A 19,328-nucleotide genomic window follows, 5' to 3' on the forward strand; every position below is an offset into this window, starting at 1 on the left:
TCCGCCCATGTCTCGACTTTTGCGAGAATTGCGTCGTCCTGGTATGAACTGACTCTTACGGTTTCGCGGCTGAACGTGACGTAGTAGATCTCGGTGTTCGTATCATGGCATTTGAGCTGGCAGGAAAAGGTGTCGTCCTCCGCGTCGCGGACGGGGTCTCCTCCGACGGCGACGGCAAGATCGGCGTCTGCGATTATTGCACCGGTCGCACTGTTCATCGAGGAGACTGTCGGGCACTTGATCGAAAGTGATCCGATCTTCTCCGCCGCATTGTCCTCGAAGACTATCTTTGCGGTGTAGCTCTCGCGGTTGACTTCGACCCCGCTGTGCGTTGCATTGTTCTGGATGTATTCGGTACACCCGAAGGGGTTGTTGTCGATCACCGACTGGATGATGCACTGAAACGCTGCTGCATCTGCGATGGGCGATGCAAGTTTACGTGTCGCTGTTTTTGTGTTGGAAGTTTCTATGAAATCCGCCATTGTTTTTTCTCCTGCCTGACTTTCCCCGGGGAAGGAACAGGCAAATAATTAATGGCTGTTTAAAGAAATTGGCGTGACTGTATGGGATACCGGTGAGTTTTTATGGGAGAAAAAAAGGTTCATCGATCTAAAGATTGAGACAATAAATTACTGTGATTACACAGGGCTATCAATCCTTATTTTCCTGGATGTAGTTCTTCAAGGAGCTGTCAGATCCCCCCAGGTATGAAGAAACGGAATGTTTCAATCCTTATTTTTCTGGATGTAGTTCTTCAAGATTCTGGCAATCGTGATCCTTGTATTCCTTCCGAAGAGTTTCAATCCTTATTTTTCTGGATGTAGTTCTTCAAGTCTCTCTCACCCTGTATACTGATTGCTGACGACACAGGTTTCAATCCTTATTTTTCTGGATGTAGTTCTTCAAGATTGGCTCAGCCTCCGCCTTTTTACGAACCATGAAAAGTTTCAATCCTTATTTTTCTGGATGTAGTTCTTCAAGGCCTCCGTTGGCCTTTACTTTCGTGCCGTTGATCTTAGTTTCAATCCTTATTTTTCTGGATGTAGTTCTTCAAGCTTACTCTGACGCTTTCGCAAATTTCAGAGATGTAGGTTTCAATCCTTATTTTCCTTGATGAAGTTCTTCAAGGATTCGTCTTCGATCCCGACCACTATACCGGCCGGGAGTTTCAATCCTTATTTTCCTGGATGAAGTTCTTCAAGGCTCGAGATGCCATCCAACGCATCCAAGCTCGACGGTTTCAATCCTTATTTTCCTGGATGAAGTTCTTCAAGCGTGTGGAGAACCCCGGAGGGGTCTCCCCCTATATTTTGCAGTTTCAATCCTTATTTTCCTGGATGAAGTTCTTCAAGGGCTCGAATACTGCGTACCTCCAAAACCCCCAACCCCGAGTTTCAATCCTTATTTTCCTGGATGAAGTTCTTCAAGGACTTTGCGCGATCTGGCATAGAAACGCTTACATTCAAGTTTCAATCCTTATTTTCCTGGATGAAGTTCTTCAAGGTTTTCAGTTCTCTTTTCAAAACAGTCCAGGGTCCAGTTTCAATCCTTATTTTCCTGGATGAAGTTCTTCAAGTTTCATATTCATTCCTTGATTTTTAGGGTTCTGTGTGGGTTTCAATCCTTATTTTCCTGGATGAAGTTCTTCAAGGATATCTACGAAGACCCGGAGTATTACAAGGGGTCTTGTTTCAATCCTTATTTTCCTGGATGAAGTTCTTCAAGATAGGGAAAACTACACCCTGGGAGGCTAAGTAATGTGTTTCAATCCTTATTTTCCTGGATGAAGTTCTTCAAGTTTGCGCCGACATCAATACATGCCAACAGGAATATGGTTTCAATCCTTATTTTCCTGGATGAAGTTCTTCAAGTCCAGGGGGATATGCCCCATAATACTTTTTTATCTGACGAGTTTCAATCCTTATTTTCCTGGATGAAGTTCTTCAAGTCATTCTTGCTGATCCGCCTTATGAAGAAAATCATGGTTTCAATCCTTATTTTCCTGGATGAAGTTCTTCAAGGTCCGGATGTCGCTGTCGCTTTCTTCATCGTAATTGGCGTTTCAATCCTTATTTTCCTAGATGAAGTTCTTCAAGTTCCGGAACTCCTGGAGGATGAGTTTCATGGTTAATGTCGTTTCAATCCTTATTTTCCTGGATGAAGTTCTTCAAGCTCACAGCTCTCAAGAATGACGGATGGCTCCGGCCCAGTTTCAATCCTTATTTTCCTGGATGAAGTTCTTCAAGAAAATAACCCGGGAGATTTCACTTGACATGTCAAATAAGTTTCAATCCTTATTTTCCTGGATGAAGTTCTTCAAGGGAGGTAATGTAGAATATTCTGGGGAGTATTCACCGGAGTTTCAATCCTTATTTTCCTGGATGAAGTTCTTCAAGAAAATCTCATGCCTTCTGAATATGGGGAATTGTTTGTTTCAATCCTTATTTTCCTGGATGAAGTTCTTCAAGGCAGGGAGAAACCTTTAAAATGGTTTCACGGTTCGTGTTTCAATCCTTATTTTCCTGGATGAAGTTCTTCAAGGCCGGCCCAGGTCACCACGGCAATATCAACCGGTGGATGTTTCAATCCTTATTTTCCTGGATGAAGTTCTTCAAGTGATTCTAAGATTCTCTCACTCATTATTCTGATTAGTTTCAATCCTTATTTTCCTGGATGAAGTTCTTCAAGAACCCAGACCTATCACCTCAAAGACAATCATTACAAGTTTCAATCCTTATTTTCCTGGATGAAGTTCTTCAAGCTTTTGGTACATACATTTGATAGGGATCTTTTTGTCGAGTTTCAATCCTTATTTTCCTGGATGAAGTTCTTCAAGGGAAGGCTTCCTCCCCTCCTACGGGCTGTTGCAAAGTTTCAATCCTTATTTTCCTGGATGAAGTTCTTCAAGGTGAAAATGTCTATTCAACAGGTGGAAATATTTTCTCGTTTCAATCCTTATTTTCCTGGATGAAGTTCTTCAAGTCGGATCGGCCACTGATCATATACAATCTGTATTACTGTTTCAATCCTTATTTTCCTGGATGAAGTTCTTCAAGGGCATTATCGACAAGCCCCCTGGATTGATTTCTAATCTCGTTTCAATCCTTATTTTCCTGGATGAAGTTCTTCAAGATCAGGAGAGCAGGCACTTACTCGAGCTGAATACAAGTTTCAATCCTTATTTTCCTGGATGAAGTTCTTCAAGACCCTTCAGATGATCCAGAATGGTTTGGAACCTATGAGTTTCAATCCTTATTTTCCTGGATGAAGTTCTTCAAGGCGTAATATCTGTGAGCTGGTCCAGAGGGGGCAGGTCGGTTTCAATCCTTATTTTCCTGGATGAAGTTCTTCAAGGTTCCCATGCTTTTTTACAATCTTGTCGAGGTATTCAGTTTCAATCCTTATTTTCCTGGATGAAGTTCTTCAAGATCGCAGTCCCTTATAGGAGCGGAGATAATGCAGCAGAGTTTCAATCCTTATTTTCCTGGATGAAGTTCTTCAAGGATCATCTCCTGAAGAGTCGATTCGTCCCATAGCAGTTTCAATCCTTATTTTCCTGGATGAAGTTCTTCAAGCGGGCTGATATGAGTGAATCATTTACAATCGATGATAGTTTCAATCCTTATTTTCCTGGATGAAGTTCTTCAAGCCTGTGCCAGTGCAAGTTCATCAGGTTGTAGCATCCTGTTTCAATCCTTATTTTCCTGGATGAAGTTCTTCAAGGGGGAGATCACCTATCATCTGATTCACACCTCCTTGTTTCAATCCTTATTTTCCTGGATGAAGTTCTTCAAGCTTCCGATTTCCCATGCCCAGGGGGCATCGTGATAAGTTTCAATCCTTATTTTCCTGGATGAAGTTCTTCAAGTTTGATTTTCTTGAATCCTGGTATTTGATGATCGGAGGTTTCAATCCTTATTTTCCTGGATGAAGTTCTTCAAGCTTATCGGCTTATATACCTGTATTCGTGTTTTCGTGTTTCAATCCTTATTTTCCTGGATGAAGTTCTTCAAGGTAAGAAAGTTGAATTTCTTGAGGGGGCGAAATTAGTTTCAATCCTTATTTTCCTGGATGAAGTTCTTCAAGAAGAAAGAAAGATGTTATTTTAAAGTATTTTAAATGTTTCAATCCTTATTTTCCTGGATGAAGTTCTTCAAGCATCAACGGCTGGATGGCCTGGTCCCACTCTACAACAGTTTCAATCCTTATTTTCCTGGATGAAGTTCTTCAAGCTCGGCTGCAGCGTGCACTCCTGCCAAATGGCCTCACGTTTCAATCCTTATTTTCCTGGATGAAGTTCTTCAAGCACCATATTCAATTCTGATGGTCCCAAGAGAGGTGGTTTCAATCCTTATTTTCCTGGATGAAGTTCTTCAAGAACCTTGGAGGAGCATTCTGGAAGGGCGCCTTCTAGTTTCAATCCTTATTTTCCTGGATGAAGTTCTTCAAGGCCGAGCAGAGCAATGATCCCCTGCCAGTTGGCGAAGAGTTTCAATCCTTATTTTCCTGGATGAAGTTCTTCAAGGCCTGAAAGAGTTCTGCAAGTCCAGTTATTTGTTTGTTTCAATCCTTATTTTCCTGGATGAAGTTCTTCAAGTCGTCAGTCCTTATGCCAACGAAGCAAGCGGTAGGTTCAGTTTCAATCCTTATTTTCCTGGATGAAGTTCTTCAAGAGATCAAGGTCCGTAAGAGTGACGGTGAGGTCCTTGAGTTTCAATCCTTATTTTCCTGGATGAAGTTCTTCAAGAAGAAATTGATTCTTTGAAAGAGCAAATAAAAATTTGTTTCAATCCTTATTTTCCTGGATGAAGTTCTTCAAGTTTCCTGGATGAAGTTCTTCAAGGGCGGACCACGTTGGTTTCAATCCTTATTTTCCTGGATGAAGTTCTTCAAGATCAGCTGAGAAGTCCTGACCCTTGATGAGGACCTCGGTTTCAATCCTTATTTTCCTGGATGAAGTTCTTCAAGTCTATATAGATTATGAGTTTCACGAGTTATTTTCCGTTTCAATCCTTATTTTCCTGGATGAAGTTCTTCAAGGAGGTGTCAGCGTGAGCGAAGGCGATTTTTTTGAAAGTTTCAATCCTTATTTTCCTGGATGAAGTTCTTCAAGATTGCGGCATGACATGATGCATACCCCCCCGAATGTTTCAATCCTTATTTTCCTGGATGAAGTTCTTCAAGGATATCTGCGAGCGTCAAACGGGACTAGTCCTTGAAGTTTCAATCCTTATTTTCCTGGATGAAGTTCTTCAAGGCCGGCAAAGTAATTATTGCCGTTCTTGCTGTTTTTGGTTTCAATCCTTATTTTCCTGGATGAAGTTCTTCAAGGGCCCATTGCTTCCCCCACGTCAGACTCGATTTTTGGTTTCAATCCTTATTTTCCTGGATGAAGTTCTTCAAGCGTTGTTCCATATGCACTTCCTGCGCTTGTTACCAGTTTCAATCCTTATTTTCCTGGATGAAGTTCTTCAAGTTGAACACCATATACACTCATAGGATGAGGAACTATAGTTTCAATCCTTATTTTCCTGGATGAAGTTCTTCAAGTCTTGTCTCGTGGTCATCGTCGCATTTCTTCTGATCTTGTTTCAATCCTTATTTTCCTGGATGAAGTTCTTCAAGGGCAACTGCCGCAGGAACATCTTATTCGTCGGTCAAGTTTCAATCCTTATTTTCCTGGATGAAGTTCTTCAAGGGAGTATACGGTCAGTTTTGTGAGGGACACAACATCAGTTTCAATCCTTATTTTCCTGGATGAAGTTCTTCAAGTGAGCTTGACCCCTTCCTGGGCCAGATCTATGCTAGTTTCAATCCTTATTTTCCTGGATGAAGTTCTTCAAGGGATACACGGCAACAGGTATAGCGACGTGGACCCAGTTTCAATCCTTATTTTCCTGGATGAAGTTCTTCAAGATCGTCATGTGCACCGTGCGGGAAGAGTTCCGCCTCCGGTTTCAATCCTTATTTTCCTGGATGAAGTTCTTCAAGGATGGTCTCCATGCTGGGGTGTGAGAGAGAGAAGGGTTTCAATCCTTATTTTCCTGGATGAAGTTCTTCAAGGTTGATCTCTCAGAGGTTGCCTCCCTTACATTATGGTAGTTTCAATCCTTATTTTCCTGGATGAAGTTCTTCAAGAGGACCAAGGCCTGCAGTAAAGATCCCCATTGTCACGAGTTTCAATCCTTATTTTCCTGGATGAAGTTCTTCAAGAGCAGGTGAAATTCGTCCATTTCAGGTATAACCGGCCCTGCGGCCCGAAATTCAGACCATAGTTTTCTTCGGGCAGAATTATCGGTCCCCTTATAAATACAAGAAAAAACCAAAAATTCTGATTCACTCTCCGGATAATATCACACCTGCAATATCATTCAACAATCGGATTTCATGATCAGTGAAACCGAAAGCCAAGTAGTAATATTCTCCTCAGGGATAATAGATTTAATCTCGAAGAACCCTCCTCAGACGCAGATATTCCGGTAACAGCAGTCTGCACATTTGTTCGGGTTCTTCCTGGTTTTCGGATAATATCCCTTCCCGATGATTTCGAGAACATTCAGGATCTCCTCTCTGGCATTCTCCTTGTCCTTTTCCCGGATTTCAATATCCACCAGCTTATAGTTGCTCCTTGTAAAACATACAAAACCCTTCTCAACCACTCGATCATAATTCTCTTCGATTAAAATCGCCTGGAGGAAAAGCTGTGACTTTGTCGTCTTAAACATTCTCTCTTTATATTGGGCGAATTTATACTCCAGTGGAGCCGCAGTCCCGTCATCAAGATACAAAACCTCGTCCAAAATTCCCTTGATATGAACTTCAGGCGAAGACAAAAACACATCGGTAAACTTCGCCTCCGCCCCGATCTTTTTCCGGATATAATTCCTGTTCGTCCGGGAAATCCTCTCATGAACCTCCCTTCCCGCCAAAACCTTAAAACGCAGTTCCTCGTGCTGCCTGATGTTGAGACAGTACATAAAATAGATAAACCTCGGACAGAATTCATACTCCAGCACATCGGAGATATTTATCATGGCGCCGGGGGACTCCATCCTAAAAGAACCTCGTAATTATCTCATCCGAAACATACTCTTTATCGAAAGCCTGTCCCATCAGGGTAATCTCATTAAACGTCCTCTTGTCCATCGGGAAGACGTAGACCGAATCGACATCCGGGTCGATCAGGCTCTCGATCTCCACGATCATCGAATCCATTGAAGTATGATTAATGTCCCCGAGAAAGACACTCTTTTGAACCCTGTATAACCCCGAATTTTTACAGACCCTGATGACCTTGTTTCTCACTTTATTCTCGACGATATCGTAGATCACCCATACAAGGGTCATTTCAAAACCTCGTTTTCAAACTTAAGCAGGTGGTTGGCAACCCTGTGGCACTCCATCTGGATGACATTCTTCTTCATCACGTTCCTTCCCTGGTACGGAATATCGCTCTCAAGACTCTGGTTGATCGCCGAGACCATTGCCTTTTTACCCTCTGCATTCAGGTAATAACCGCCGGGAATCTCGTCGAAATAATCTTCATGAACCATCTTTTTGGTGAACAGGTGAACAACGGGCACATCGATATAAATCCTGAATATCTCGATTATATCGAAGACAAAAGACATCTTGTTGTAATTGTCTACATGCAGGAAACCGGCATACGGATCGAGTCCAGCAATAATGCAGGCCTTCTCGGTCAGGGAATACAGCATCCCGTAACCGTAATTCAAGAGGCAGTTGAATTCATCCTTCGCCGGATTCCTGCTCCGGCCTGAAAATGTCCATCTCTCCGGCATGACCGCGCTCAGCATCTCGAAATATTTCTTCGAGCAGGAGCCTTCATAGCCCATTATGCTTCCCCTGATCTGATCCGGGCTTCCCGAAAGATCATCCACTTTTGCAGGAAACTGCTGCATGTAGCTTATCCCGTCATCGAAGAACTCCTTCATCTCCGGCCTGTTTTTCTTCAATTCCTTTATGAACCCAATCTGGTTCCCGATCTTCGTATTAACCCAGTCTTTCGAAAGATTCAGGCCGATCTTATTCCTTCCCGCTTCGATCTGAATTCTCCGGATAAGGTTGGTGCTGCCGAATTTGGAATGCCATACGCGGCCGTAAGGATTTCCGAATTTGTCAAGAAAAACGATATCGATATTTTTCGACAATGCAAGTTCAACGGCGTCCGAGGAAATTCCCGCCGAGTTAGTAATAAGAATCGTATTTACCTTCTCGGCAGAAATTTCGGAAGTTCCTTCTTTGTTTTTAATCAGGAAACAATTGTCTTTCTTTTTAATGAACGAGCCCCAGGTATTGATTACAAGATCCATGATCTGCCCCCTATTCAATCTTCATTTGTCATCTTTTTTCATCTCTTCAATCGTCCCGAATCCCCTGGAAACTGATTTGCCTATTCCAAGCCAGTCGGGGATCACGAAATTCGCATAAAATTTCCCTTTGAATCCCATGTGATTGACATTTTTAACCGAAATCTTCTCAGGAAAAACCGAAAGATCGCATTTGATCTGATCGGGTACGGTATAACCGAGGGTCTTTGACATCGAAAGGATGTTTCCGGTTAAAATACGTCTTAAAAATTCCGTTCTCTCCTCACTGTCCCGGAGCGCATAGAATTGTTTATAGTTGTTCTGGTTAAGCCCGATCCAGGGGGCAATAAACCTGTACGAGTGGAACTCAGGTGCAAGTCCGAATTTGCCCTTTTTAATTATAATTTCCCTTTCATTTACCTCGAAAACATTAACTCCGAGTCTGATGGTATCGGATTCATCGTAGATCTCCTTCAAAACATCGGCCCCCTCATTCAGACCGATAACCGTCGGAATATTATTGATGAACTTATACTGGATAAGCGGATACCTGTAGACGAATTTGTCCGCATTATGCTGGTGAAGAAGAATATATTCGTTAAATTTGGTTGCAAAAAACCCTCTTAGCTGCGAAGCGGAGCCCTTTATTGTTTTATCTGTGCCCAGCTTCAGGATAAAAATCTCAAGATCAATCATTTATGGAATCATCTTCCCGTTATAATATTGAATATTTATCGAGCTGATAAATACTTTGAGGCTGTCAATGATTCCGAAAACAATCTCTTTTCATTTTCAGAGGGCGATATGCAGCATTTGGTAAATATGTTAAATTAGCCTGCAACAGTTTCATTCTCCGTTCGAAAGGGATATATATTAGCATTTTTTTATTGATCAATTGTTAAATGATTGATGCTTTGAAAAAAGTGGGGGCTTATTCTCTTTCCGATCTCTCTCTCGACCCGGAAGAGTTTAATGATCAGCTCTCTCTTCTTATAGAAAATCCCAAGTCCTCTGAAAATTACAAAAAGGTCCTGAAGGTCGTAATAAACACCGATCGGGACCCGTATGTCTATGAAGGAGTCGAACTTGAAGATCTGTCTGTCGAAAAAAAGGAATCATATCTTTACAGGAAAGGAAGCGGGGCAAACGGCCCGGATTCTACTCCTACTTCGAGAATTACCGAACCTGAAAAGACGCTCAACACAAAATTCTTCGGGTGGTTCAAAAGTATTGATTCCGACGGTGTACATCCCATCAATACAGATGAGATCTCAGATCTCACAAAAATAAAGAATTGTCTTGAAGAAAACAAAGAAAAAATCACAGAAGAGGTAAAAGAAAAATATTCCGATCTGGAAAGCGGAACATCGGCGATAATTACTCTTGGAATCAGTAAAGACGGCAAAAAATACTATATCGGAGATCTTCCGGAGTTCAGGAAATCCCTGGTAAACTCTGCGGTAAAATCGTACTATAACAAACACGGCAAAAATTCGAATCAGCAGGATGCGGTCTGCTATGTATGCGGAGAGAGAAAAGAGGTCTATGGCTTTGTAAGCACCTATCCTTTCTATACTGTCAACAATATCGGGATGGTCTCAGGCGGATTCGATCAGTCCAAATCATGGAAGAATTATCCGGTCTGTCTCGGCTGCGCATTAACCCTTGAAGCCGGAAGAACGTTTATCAATGATAATTCGAAATTCAGGTTCTTCAATTTCAATTATTTCCTGATACCAAAACCCCTCCTTGAAAAAGATGCAGATGAGATCTACGAGACTTTCGGCGATTTCGGCAGCGAAGAATTTGAAAAATTCCGTTTGTCGCAGAACTACTCGAATCTTCTTGAGGTTACAAGGAAGGATGTATTGGAATTTCTCTCGAAAAAAGAGAACCACTTCAGCCTTGACATAATGATATACGAAGAGAACAACAGCGCCTTCAATATCATTATGTTTATCGAGGATGTCTTTCCCTCAAGACTCGGCAGAATGTTCGACGCAAAGAAACAGGTCGAAAAAATTCCTCTCTTCGAGAATACGGAATCGGTATTCAACGAAAAAAAGGAATTTGCCGGAAAAAGGGATCTTCTGTTTACATTTACAAATGTATGGCACTTCTTTGGAACTGATAACAACCAGGATACAAGCAAATACTTCCTGGAGATTACCCAAAAAATATTCCAGGACGAAAAGATCGATCCCAATTTCCTCTTTGCCGGATTTTTAAGAAGAATCCGGGTACAGTTTGCAAACAACAAATCTCTTGAAGAGACTCTTATGAGAAGTTTCCAGCTTCTGCTCTATTTAAACGAACTAAAACTTCTGAAAGGAGATTATGGTGTTAACATGATTGACGATGAAACGATTGAAAACCTGAAAAATATGAACGACAAGACGGATTCCGAAAAAGCGGATCTGTTGTTCGACAGCTTCCCGGACTTCTTCAATGACGACATAAAGAAAGCCGTCTTCCTTGAGGGAGTCCTCGCACAGAAACTTCTGAACATTCAGCGGCTTGAAAGAGGTGCAACACCCTTCAGGAGCAAGCTCCAGGGTCTTAAACTGGATGAAAAGCTTGTAAAGAGATTGTTGCCTGAAATGCAGAACAAACTAGATGAATACGGCAAAAACTATTACTCAAATCTCGAAGAAAAGATCTCCGCTCACATGGTCAAAGCAGGAGACGGTTGGAAGATGCCGAAAGACGAGATCAGCTATTACTTTGTACTTGGAATGAACCTGGTGAAGATATTCAAAAAACAGGGAGAACAGGAAATTACAGAAGAAGGTGAATTAAATGAGTGAAATAAAGAACAGGTCAGAAATTATCTTTATGTATGATATCAAGGATGCAAACCCCAACGGCGACCCCCTTGACGAGAACAAACCGAGAATCGATGAAGACACTATGACAAACCTTGTCACCGATGTAAGGTTGAAGAGAACAATCCGGGATTACCTCAGTGATTTTAAAGGCGAGAACGTCTTCATCAAAGAGACCAGAAAAGACAACGGCGACCTTAACAGTAAGGACGAAAGATTAGCCGAATTAAAGCTGAATTCTGCCGACGAACTTATTGACAGCTGCGTAGACATCAGATTATTTGGAGCAACCACGGCGATCAAGAAGAACACAATCACGTTTACAGGTCCCGTTCAGTTCAGAATTGGAAGATCGATCCACCCCGTCCAGTTGAAATATCTCAAAGGAACAACAGTCATGCCGTCGGAAAAGGGCAAAAAGCAGGGAACATTCACCGAGCAGTATATCCTCCCATATTCCCTGATAAACTTCTACGGCATCATCAACGAAAACGCCGCAAAGACCACCAGGATGACAGAAGAGGATGCGAAACTTCTGCTCGACGGCATGTGGAACGGGACGAAAAACCTCATCTCAAGATCGAAGGCCGGACAGGTCCCGAGATTCCTTCTAAAAGTAAATTACAAGGAAGACAATTACCATATCGGCGACATCAGCAACATGATTAAAGCCGAATCAGAAAAGCCCCTGGATGAAGTCAGGGATATAACAGACCTGAAGCTCGAAATCTGCGAACTTGCAGAAAACCTCTCTGCAAATAAAGACAAGATCCGCGATATTGAATACCAGGTGGACAGCAGGGTGATTCTTACAGAAAATAAAGAAGTTGTAAATCTCCCCGAGGTCCTTAAAAAATACGGTATAACTTCAACCGGGCTTTCACTGTGAGGTGAATGCCGGTGGATAAAATTCTGGCATTCGACATCTGGGGCGATTACGGTCATTTCAGGAAGATCTATACGACAACCTCCCCCCTGACCTATTCGGTTCCGACAAGGACTTCACTTACCGGAGTCATCGGAGCTATTGCCGGACTTGACAAAGAGAGCTACCTGTCCGTCTCCTCGAAAGAAGACGAAAAGATTGCTGTCGGCCTCAACAACGCGGTGAAAAAAGTCAGGCTGGCTGAAAACCTGATCAAGACCGCCGGCGGCTTCGGTGATATGAATGAAATTAAGGCAAGGACCCAGATCCGATTTGAATTATTGAAAGATCCGTCTTTCAGGGTTTACTTCACTCATTCGGACGACGAGTTATATACAAAAGTGAAATCCCTGTTATCGGATCATAAGTGCGTATATACCCCCTGCCTCGGCCTGAGCGAATTCATCGCAAATTTCAGTTATATCGGCGAATTTGAATACGAGCCGGTACGATCGGGAGATATTGCAGAGATCAGGACAGTAATCCCCGAATCAAAAGTAAAGATGGTTGATTTTCAGGACGACCTGGAATATATCTCGGAAAAGCAGCCCCTTGAAATGGACGAGGAGAGATGCGTCACAGAGTATGATAATGTTATATTCGAACGCCGTGCGCAACCGGTATCGGCAAGTGTTACCGAATTCTGCAGGTTAAGCAGCGGTGATAACATTGTCTTCCTCTGAACTTTTTTCTCATCCTGATAAAACACTCCGGGAACACCTGCATAACGTATCGGGGATTGCATTGTCCGGTCTCCGTAAAGAATCGCCTGATTTTAGTTCGATAGGACTGGACGGTGATATTCTTGAAATGCTGGTGAGACTCATCACCCTCTCCCACGATTTCGGTAAGAGCACGAAATATTTCCAGGACTATCTTAAAAACAGTATCAAAACAGGAAAGAAGGATAATAGTAAACTTACAAATCACGGGTTGATCTCGGCGGTATTCTGCTATTATGTAACCGGGAGAGAACTTGAAAAATATGACATCCGTGACGAAAATACAGCCCGTCTGGTTAAGTATCTCGCATATGAAACCGTGAAGAGACATCACGGTGATATCGGGAACTTTCAAACCGAGGTCCTGGATCTCAACGATGAGAAGAGGTCTATCGTGAAAATGCAGGCCGAATCGATAGATGTCGGGAGCGTAAAGGAAATTTATTCTGGAGATATTAATCCTGATTATATCGAATCGTTCTTTGAAAGCCCTGAAGAGATCGCTGAAAATATAATAAGCGAACAGAGAAAATTCAGGAGAAAACTCGAAAAATTATCGGAGATTCGTTATGCAATACTGGAGCAGTATCTGTTTTCCTTATTAATCTCCGCTGATAAATCGGACGCATCCGGTTTGGATATCACTCCCAAAAACATTATTCTTGAACCGGATCTTCCCGAGCATTATATTCAAAAAATCAAAGGCAAAACTCCGGACGGGCAGATTAACACAATCCGTGATGAAATTTTTCAGGATATCAATTCGAAGGCTGCAACTCTCGATCCGGCTAATAAGATCTATTCGATCAATGTCCCTACCGGCGGAGGCAAGACACTTGCCGCACTGGGTTTTGCATTGAAGCTGAGAGATAGAATCGGCAGAGAGAAGGGACGAAATTCAAGGATAATCTACTCACTGCCTTTTACCAGTATTATCGATCAGAATTTTTCGGTCTTCGAGGATGTCTACGAGGAGTATTACGGGAAAAAACCGTCCACAGACATCTTACTCAAGCACCATCACCTGGCCGAGCTTTTCTATAATACGGGAGACGATGAGGAATATTCAACATCCGAGAGCAAACTTCTGATTGAAGGCTGGAATTCCGAGATTGTCGTTACAACTTTCGTTCAGTTATTTCACTCTGTTTTTTCAAACAGGAACAGGTCGCTGATCAAATATCACAATATTGCAAATTCTATTATTCTTCTTGATGAGGTTCAGTCGATCCCCCCGAAGTACTGGCATATATTCAGGGAGTATCTTAAGGCTGTCTCGGAAGTTTTCAATATCTATTTTGTATTTATCACCGCAACACAGCCTTTAATTTTTTACCAGGACGGGGAAATTCTTGAATTGTGTTCAGGCCGTGACAAGTACTTCAGGGCCTTTAACAGAACGAAGGTAATTTATAATAAAGATCCTGTTTCTTTTGAAGATTTCAAAGATATTTGCGCAGAAGACCTTAGCAACAATCCAGATTCCGATTTCCTCTTTGTGATGAATACAAAGAATTCCGCCAGGGATCTGTATCTCTCAATTAAGGATTCTATAGAAGATGCAAAAGGAACGGAGTTTGTTTTCCTGTCAACCTATATAGTGCCATTTGAGAGAAAGAGAAGGATAGAAAAGATCCGGGAGCTTAAGGGTAAAAAAAGGCTTGTTGTCGTCAGCACACAGCTCATCGAGGCGGGAGTGGATATCGATCTTGATATCGTTTACAGGGATATAGGGCCCCTTGATTCCATCAACCAGGTGGCAGGGAGATGCAACAGGAATTCCTTAAAAGATGTAGGGATTGTAAAAATCTATTCGGTCTGTGACGAAAACGAAAGACCGTTCTCCAAATATATCTATGATGTCACCCTTCTTGATAAGACAAAAAAAGTTCTTGAAAGCTACGATGAAATAAGGGAGCCTGATTTTCTCGATATGAACAACAGGTACTTCGAATATCTTGCAGAGGCCGTAAGCAATGACGAGTCAAAGCAACTGCTGGAACATTTTTACGAACTCGATCTTGCCAGTTGCGGGGACAAGTTCAAATTGATCGATAAGGATTATCCTGAAGTCGATGTTTTTGTCTCCGCAGACGAGGAGGCTGAAAATCTCTGGAACCGGTACAGGGAGATTAAAGAGATTGAAAACCTCATCGACCGCCGGAATGAATTTTATAAGATTAAACCGGATTTCCTGAATTATGTGATCTCCGTTCCGCTGAAAGATAAGAATCATGTCGGTTATGATTCTGATTTGGATATGGGATTTGTTTCGTCAGGGGAGGTCGGGCAGAATTTGAAATACAATCATGAAACCGGTTACATCAGGCCGGAGAAGGATGGAGGAAGTCCGGGAACATATATGATATAACCGGGGGATTCCCTTTTTCGTATTCAATACCAGGTACCAATTATTTGATTGGAATACTATCCTGGTTCTACCCCCGGGGCAACTTCATCACCCTCAAACTTGCCCCCGACAACATCTTTATGCCCTATACCTCCCCATAGGTAGCTATGGCAACAACGATCCAACTTCGTCCGGAGACAAAAGCCCGCATCGACGGCCTGAAAATACACCCCCGGGAAAGTTATGACGAGACGCTCAACCGCCTCCTGGACGCGGTATACGATCCCGAGCCGTTGAGTGAAGAGACGTTGCAGCGGATAGAGGAAGGGATTGCAGACATCCGGGCCGGCCGGGGTCGCCCTCTCTCTGAAGTCGTCAAAGATCTGGGCCTTGAATGACCTGGGAAATAATCCTTACACCGGGAGCGGAACGCGATCTAAAACGACTCCCGAAAGTCGACGGAAAACGGATCGTAGACGAACTGACCGATCTCGCAAATGAACCCTACCCCAGGTCGTATGTCAAAAAACTAAAGGGACACAAGAGTATGCCCCTGTACTCTTACCGGGTAGGTCAGTACCGCATTATCATGACCATCGAGGACAACGTTATGGTTCTCTTCATCATCGAAATCGGCGGTCGTGGCAAAATATACCGGAAATATTGATCGGGATCATACCCCTGGTGACTTTGTGGTTCCCTTCACTTTGAGCTATCTGGAAATTCCGGATAACTCCCTCTGCCGGAAATTTCAAAACACCTTCACGTTTTTATCATCTCACCCCTTCCTCTCAAATCCTCCTTCAATATCCTCCCGAAACACCCTTCACAAACACTCATCTTCAATTCCTTCGAAGAAAAAACAGCCTTCCCCTTACCGCACAGATCACACTTCCCGAGATCCTTATTCACTCTCTCAAAATCCCGGTGGTCGAGAACACCCGGAAGAGGAAAAGTCGAACCCCTCACATTCGCAGCCTTGCGGAAGTTCGCAGCAGTTTGCAGCACGTCTCCGCAAACTAAAGAATCATTATAACCACACGCGTTTTCATTTTCTAAAATATCTCTACGTTTTTGATCTATGTTTGCAGCAGATCCCGGCGTACACACACAACACGATAAGGATAAATCCTTACGATCATCTTCCTGTGCCCCGGTATTTTTCCGCAAACAACTATTTGCGGAGTGAAGATCTCCATCATCTGCAAAACATTCAGTAAAAGAACCGTCATCCTCCTCTTTTTTACTTTGCAGCACGCTGCTGCAAACCGACTGCAAAGTTGCTGCAAAGCTGCAAACACAATCCGACTCCGACCCCGGACCGCCGTCGTCACCAGGCCCGTCGCTGTCATCACCATTGCCTCCTCCCTCCTCGTCGAGCCAGACGGCATTCCCGGAATTCCATTCACGGTAGATCTCGTAATTAAACGAATACCGGCTCTCCCGCTGCCGGAGCATGAACCCGTCGACCTCCTGTGAAACCGTCGCGTCGATAAAGCTGATTGCAGGACATTTTTCCAGGAGGCCGGAATACGAACACCCCCTGCTCAGGTAGCCGTGAAATATCCTCCTCGCCTGGTGATACGAGATCCCCATGACATCCTGGAACATTTTAATCGTAACAGTCTCCCAACCCATTTTGCAGATGACATCCAGGGCGTCCGCCTCGTTCTTCGTAAGTTTCGTCTCCTGGCTTCCCGAATCCCCGTTGATCGCCGCATAGATCTTCGCAGCCGCTTCGAAGTCATCAACCGTCGCCCGTATCGCGGTGAGATCTTCTATCGGATTGTCGTCCTCGTCCACCGGCGTGAACCTCTCTCTCTGTTCTTTGAAAAGAAGAGCATGACACTTGACGAGATCGAAAAAGATCGCCGGGTTCCTCCTGTTTGCGGCTGACGAAAACTGCACCCTCTCCGCGAACGGAATCGAGACATAAGTCGTCTCCTCCTTCAGCATCGCCCAGATACAGCGGCATACGTCGGTTTCGGCCGGCTCCCCGAGGATTATTTTTTCCTGTGCCTCGCATCTTTTAAGGTTATCGAGCACCCTATGGTCCTGTTCCGATGTGTCGTCGATCCAGACCGTGAGCATCCGGTTCAGCACCTGGTCGTCGCCGATGGACTCGACCTTCGCCACCCACCAGATGCACCGCTCGGGGATATTATAGATCCTGAGCTGCCTGTCGGTAGTAAGCGTCTGGTACTCGATCTTTTCACGGAAGTTGGTCGTTGCGGACTTCAGGATCTCGCAGATATCTTCGGAGAGGTGGGCGTCGTCGAAGAGGAAAACGGTCTCCGGTTTGAGGTCCCGGTTATAGTAGAGAGCCTTGTCGCTCACCTTCCCCCTGAGCCTGTAGTCTTCGGGAACGAGGTTCATCATGGCCCTGCAAGCAACGGATTTTCCTTTCCCGGACTTCCCGGATACGAATACATGGAGACCGTTTGTGTTCATGACCGACTGGGAGGCGATCGACATTACCAGGCATTCGGCCAGTGTTTCGTCGCCGACATGGAATTTCGAGAAGGTGTCAAGCATGAATTTAACGGGGTCTCCGGTTTTGAGGATCCCGGCGGCCTTCTCCCTCGTCTTTTCGGAAAACGAAGATCCCCCGCGACGAACGGCCCTTTCGGTTTTGCCTGTACTTTCGTTTTGTCGTCCGGCTTTTCTCTCCTTTCGGCCTGATTTGATCTCGTACATCGCCCGGAGTTCGCTCCACCTCTGCTTCCCGCCGCCGCAGGAATTGTGGTGGCATCCGGCGTAGATCGCACCGTTTGAAAACTGGATGGCGAACGCCCCGTCCGAATGCGCCGAAGAGAACGGGCATTCTTCGAGGACGAATAGTGTTCCGCCCTGCCAGGGTCTTTCGTTCGCGACACTGATCCCGTGATCGGAGAGCCATTCGGAGAGGTCGATCTTTTTGTCACAGCTCTTTGCCTGCGGTTTTTCCTCGTCTTTCGGGAGGAGGTTGGCAAGTTTTTGAAGAGTTTCGAAAGCAACAGTCTCTGTCTCATCCGGCAAATCGATTATTTTCGCCATCCTGTGCGGGCGATCGGGCGTGTCGTCGCCCTTCCGTGATTTTGTTCCGTAAAGTTTCCAGATCCGGGCCGCGTTGTAGTTCGCCGTATCGACGGTGACGGCTGCATCGGAGAAGAGGGCGTCGAGAGTTGCGAGACATTCTTTGACCAGATCAGTCGCTTCGTCATCGTTGGGGAGGTCGACTGCATATAGTATATGCGCACCGTTGCCGGAGTCGGCGAGGACGGGGCGGGGGAAGCCGAAAATTTCCAAAAACCCGGAGATCTTTTTTGCTTTGGCTAACGCGGCCTCGTGTTCTTCGTCGGTGGATGAAACTCCGCTCGGTCTGACGGGGTCGAGATCGACGGGGAGCCATCGCCGGCGGATTATATCCGCATCTGCTGTCGTCGAGTCTTTTCGCCCGAGATTCGTCTTGACCCTGTTTGCCCTCCGGGAGAGAAGGGCGGGATTGATTTCGTTGAGGGTTACATAAACGCCCTGCACATCGGAGAGGCGGGAGATCTTTTCGGCTTTCTCAGCGAGGGTTTCGTAATCGTCGAAGTACCCGCTGTGAATATTGTAATCGCCGAGGGCCCGGAGTTCGACGACTTCCCCGCCGGGGAAGAGAGTGGCGAGAGCCTTTCTGATCTCTTCGGTCATTCTCTTTCCTCCGTTGAATCCTGTTCAAGAGGAAAGAGCGGTGCTGATGGCGTCTCTCCCTTTGCGGTCGAGAACAGATTTATCCTGTAGTTGTGACCGCTTGTCCTGTTGATCCTGATCTCGGCGATCGTGTCTTTGAGTTCGCGAATCTCCTTTGCGAGTGCCTGCGGGATAAGATATAGGGGGACGGGGACGGCCGATTTGCTTATCTGCCTGGAGGTAGATTTTCTGTCGGCAGTTCTCATACGGCATGTGTGGGTGCACATTTTGTTTAGGGGGCTGCCGTATTCTTTTCCGTACAGAGGGCAGCAGCACATTACGGTTTTTCGTTGGTTTTCTTTTTTCATTTTAATCATCGGGTACGATTTTGGCACCTGTTTAGGTTTGGGAAGGATGTTGTTATAAAAGTAAATCGGAATTTTGGGAGAGAATTGAAATTCGGATTTAATTGTGGGATTTTTTTTGAATTTTTCAGGAATTTATTTGGGCATAAGCCCCTTC

13 protein-coding genes and 1 CRISPR repeat array are annotated in these 19,328 nt (G+C 44.4%); of the genes, 6 read left to right on the plus strand and 7 right to left on the minus strand.

From position 1 onward, the window contains the following. From METPAY_RS00780 to METPAY_RS00800, 5 genes are all read right to left on the minus strand, one after another. A partial coding sequence (locus METPAY_RS00780) for a hypothetical protein (RefSeq protein WP_048148280.1) occupies window positions 1-482 on the minus strand: 482 nt, incomplete at its 3' end. Window positions 483-648: 166 nt separating this feature from the next. After that, window positions 649-6,213: a CRISPR direct-repeat array (repeat unit 37 nt; unit sequence GTTTCAATCCTTATTTTCCTGGATGAAGTTCTTCAAG). Window positions 6,214-6,461: 248 nt separating this feature from the next. Next, window positions 6,462-7,052, minus strand: coding sequence for a CRISPR-associated protein Cas4 (gene cas4, locus METPAY_RS00785; RefSeq protein ID WP_048148283.1), 591 nt, complete (start codon window positions 7,050-7,052; stop codon window positions 6,462-6,464). 1 nt (window position 7,053) lies between these two features. Further along, the gene (cas2, locus tag METPAY_RS00790; RefSeq protein ID WP_048148285.1) at window positions 7,054-7,347 is read right to left on the minus strand and encodes a CRISPR-associated endonuclease Cas2; all 294 of its coding nucleotides are present in this window, start codon (window positions 7,345-7,347) and stop codon (window positions 7,054-7,056) included. After that, entirely contained in the window at window positions 7,344-8,333 is a 990-nt protein-coding gene (gene cas1, locus METPAY_RS00795; RefSeq protein WP_048148286.1) for a CRISPR-associated endonuclease Cas1, read from the minus strand. Before cas1 ends, cas2 begins: the two co-directional genes overlap by 4 nt. A gap of 21 nt (window positions 8,334-8,354) precedes the next feature. Next, entirely contained in the window at window positions 8,355-9,026 is a 672-nt protein-coding gene (locus METPAY_RS00800; RefSeq protein WP_245611486.1) for a CRISPR-associated endonuclease Cas6, read from the minus strand. Between the two features lie 206 nt (window positions 9,027-9,232). Here METPAY_RS00800 and METPAY_RS00805 point away from each other — a divergent pair, with 206 nt between their 5' ends. The 6 genes from METPAY_RS00805 to METPAY_RS00830 all read left to right on the plus strand — a co-directional run bounded on the left by METPAY_RS00805 (window position 9,233) and on the right by METPAY_RS00830 (window position 15,819). Beyond that, window positions 9,233-11,137 (plus strand): TIGR02556 family CRISPR-associated protein, encoded by a 1,905-nt coding sequence (locus tag METPAY_RS00805; protein WP_084600634.1) that lies wholly within the window; start codon window positions 9,233-9,235, stop codon window positions 11,135-11,137. Next, entirely contained in the window at window positions 11,130-12,044 is a 915-nt protein-coding gene (gene cas7b / locus METPAY_RS00810; protein WP_048148290.1) for a type I-B CRISPR-associated protein Cas7/Csh2, read from the plus strand. The genes METPAY_RS00805 and cas7b overlap by 8 nt, the downstream gene beginning before the upstream one ends. Window positions 12,045-12,055: 11 nt before the next feature. Next, window positions 12,056-12,763, plus strand: coding sequence for a type I-B CRISPR-associated protein Cas5b (gene cas5b / locus METPAY_RS00815; RefSeq protein ID WP_169743625.1), 708 nt, complete (start codon window positions 12,056-12,058; stop codon window positions 12,761-12,763). Further along, window positions 12,750-15,173 (plus strand): CRISPR-associated helicase/endonuclease Cas3, encoded by a 2,424-nt coding sequence (locus METPAY_RS00820; protein WP_048148293.1) that lies wholly within the window; start codon window positions 12,750-12,752, stop codon window positions 15,171-15,173. Before cas5b ends, METPAY_RS00820 begins: the two co-directional genes overlap by 14 nt. Before the next feature lie 146 nt (window positions 15,174-15,319). Then, window positions 15,320-15,550 (plus strand): DUF7557 family protein, encoded by a 231-nt coding sequence (locus METPAY_RS00825; RefSeq protein ID WP_048148294.1) that lies wholly within the window; start codon window positions 15,320-15,322, stop codon window positions 15,548-15,550. After that, window positions 15,547-15,819: a type II toxin-antitoxin system RelE family toxin gene (locus tag METPAY_RS00830; RefSeq protein WP_048148295.1), complete on the plus strand. Its 273-nt coding sequence runs from the start codon at window positions 15,547-15,549 to the stop codon at window positions 15,817-15,819. The genes METPAY_RS00825 and METPAY_RS00830 overlap by 4 nt, the downstream gene beginning before the upstream one ends. Before the next feature lie 95 nt (window positions 15,820-15,914). On the opposite strand, the gene METPAY_RS00835 is transcribed toward METPAY_RS00830, so the two are convergent. After that, the gene (locus METPAY_RS00835) at window positions 15,915-18,827 is read right to left on the minus strand and encodes a hypothetical protein (protein ID WP_048148297.1); all 2,913 of its coding nucleotides are present in this window, start codon (window positions 18,825-18,827) and stop codon (window positions 15,915-15,917) included. After that, the gene (locus METPAY_RS00840) at window positions 18,824-19,144 is read right to left on the minus strand and encodes a hypothetical protein (protein WP_084600636.1); all 321 of its coding nucleotides are present in this window, start codon (window positions 19,142-19,144) and stop codon (window positions 18,824-18,826) included. Before METPAY_RS00840 ends, METPAY_RS00835 begins: the two co-directional genes overlap by 4 nt. Window positions 19,145-19,328: the final 184 nt, after the last annotated feature.

Origin of the sequence: Methanolacinia paynteri (assembly GCF_000784355.1) — an archaeon.
Taxonomy (GTDB): Archaea; Halobacteriota; Methanomicrobia; order Methanomicrobiales; family Methanomicrobiaceae; genus Methanolacinia; species Methanolacinia paynteri.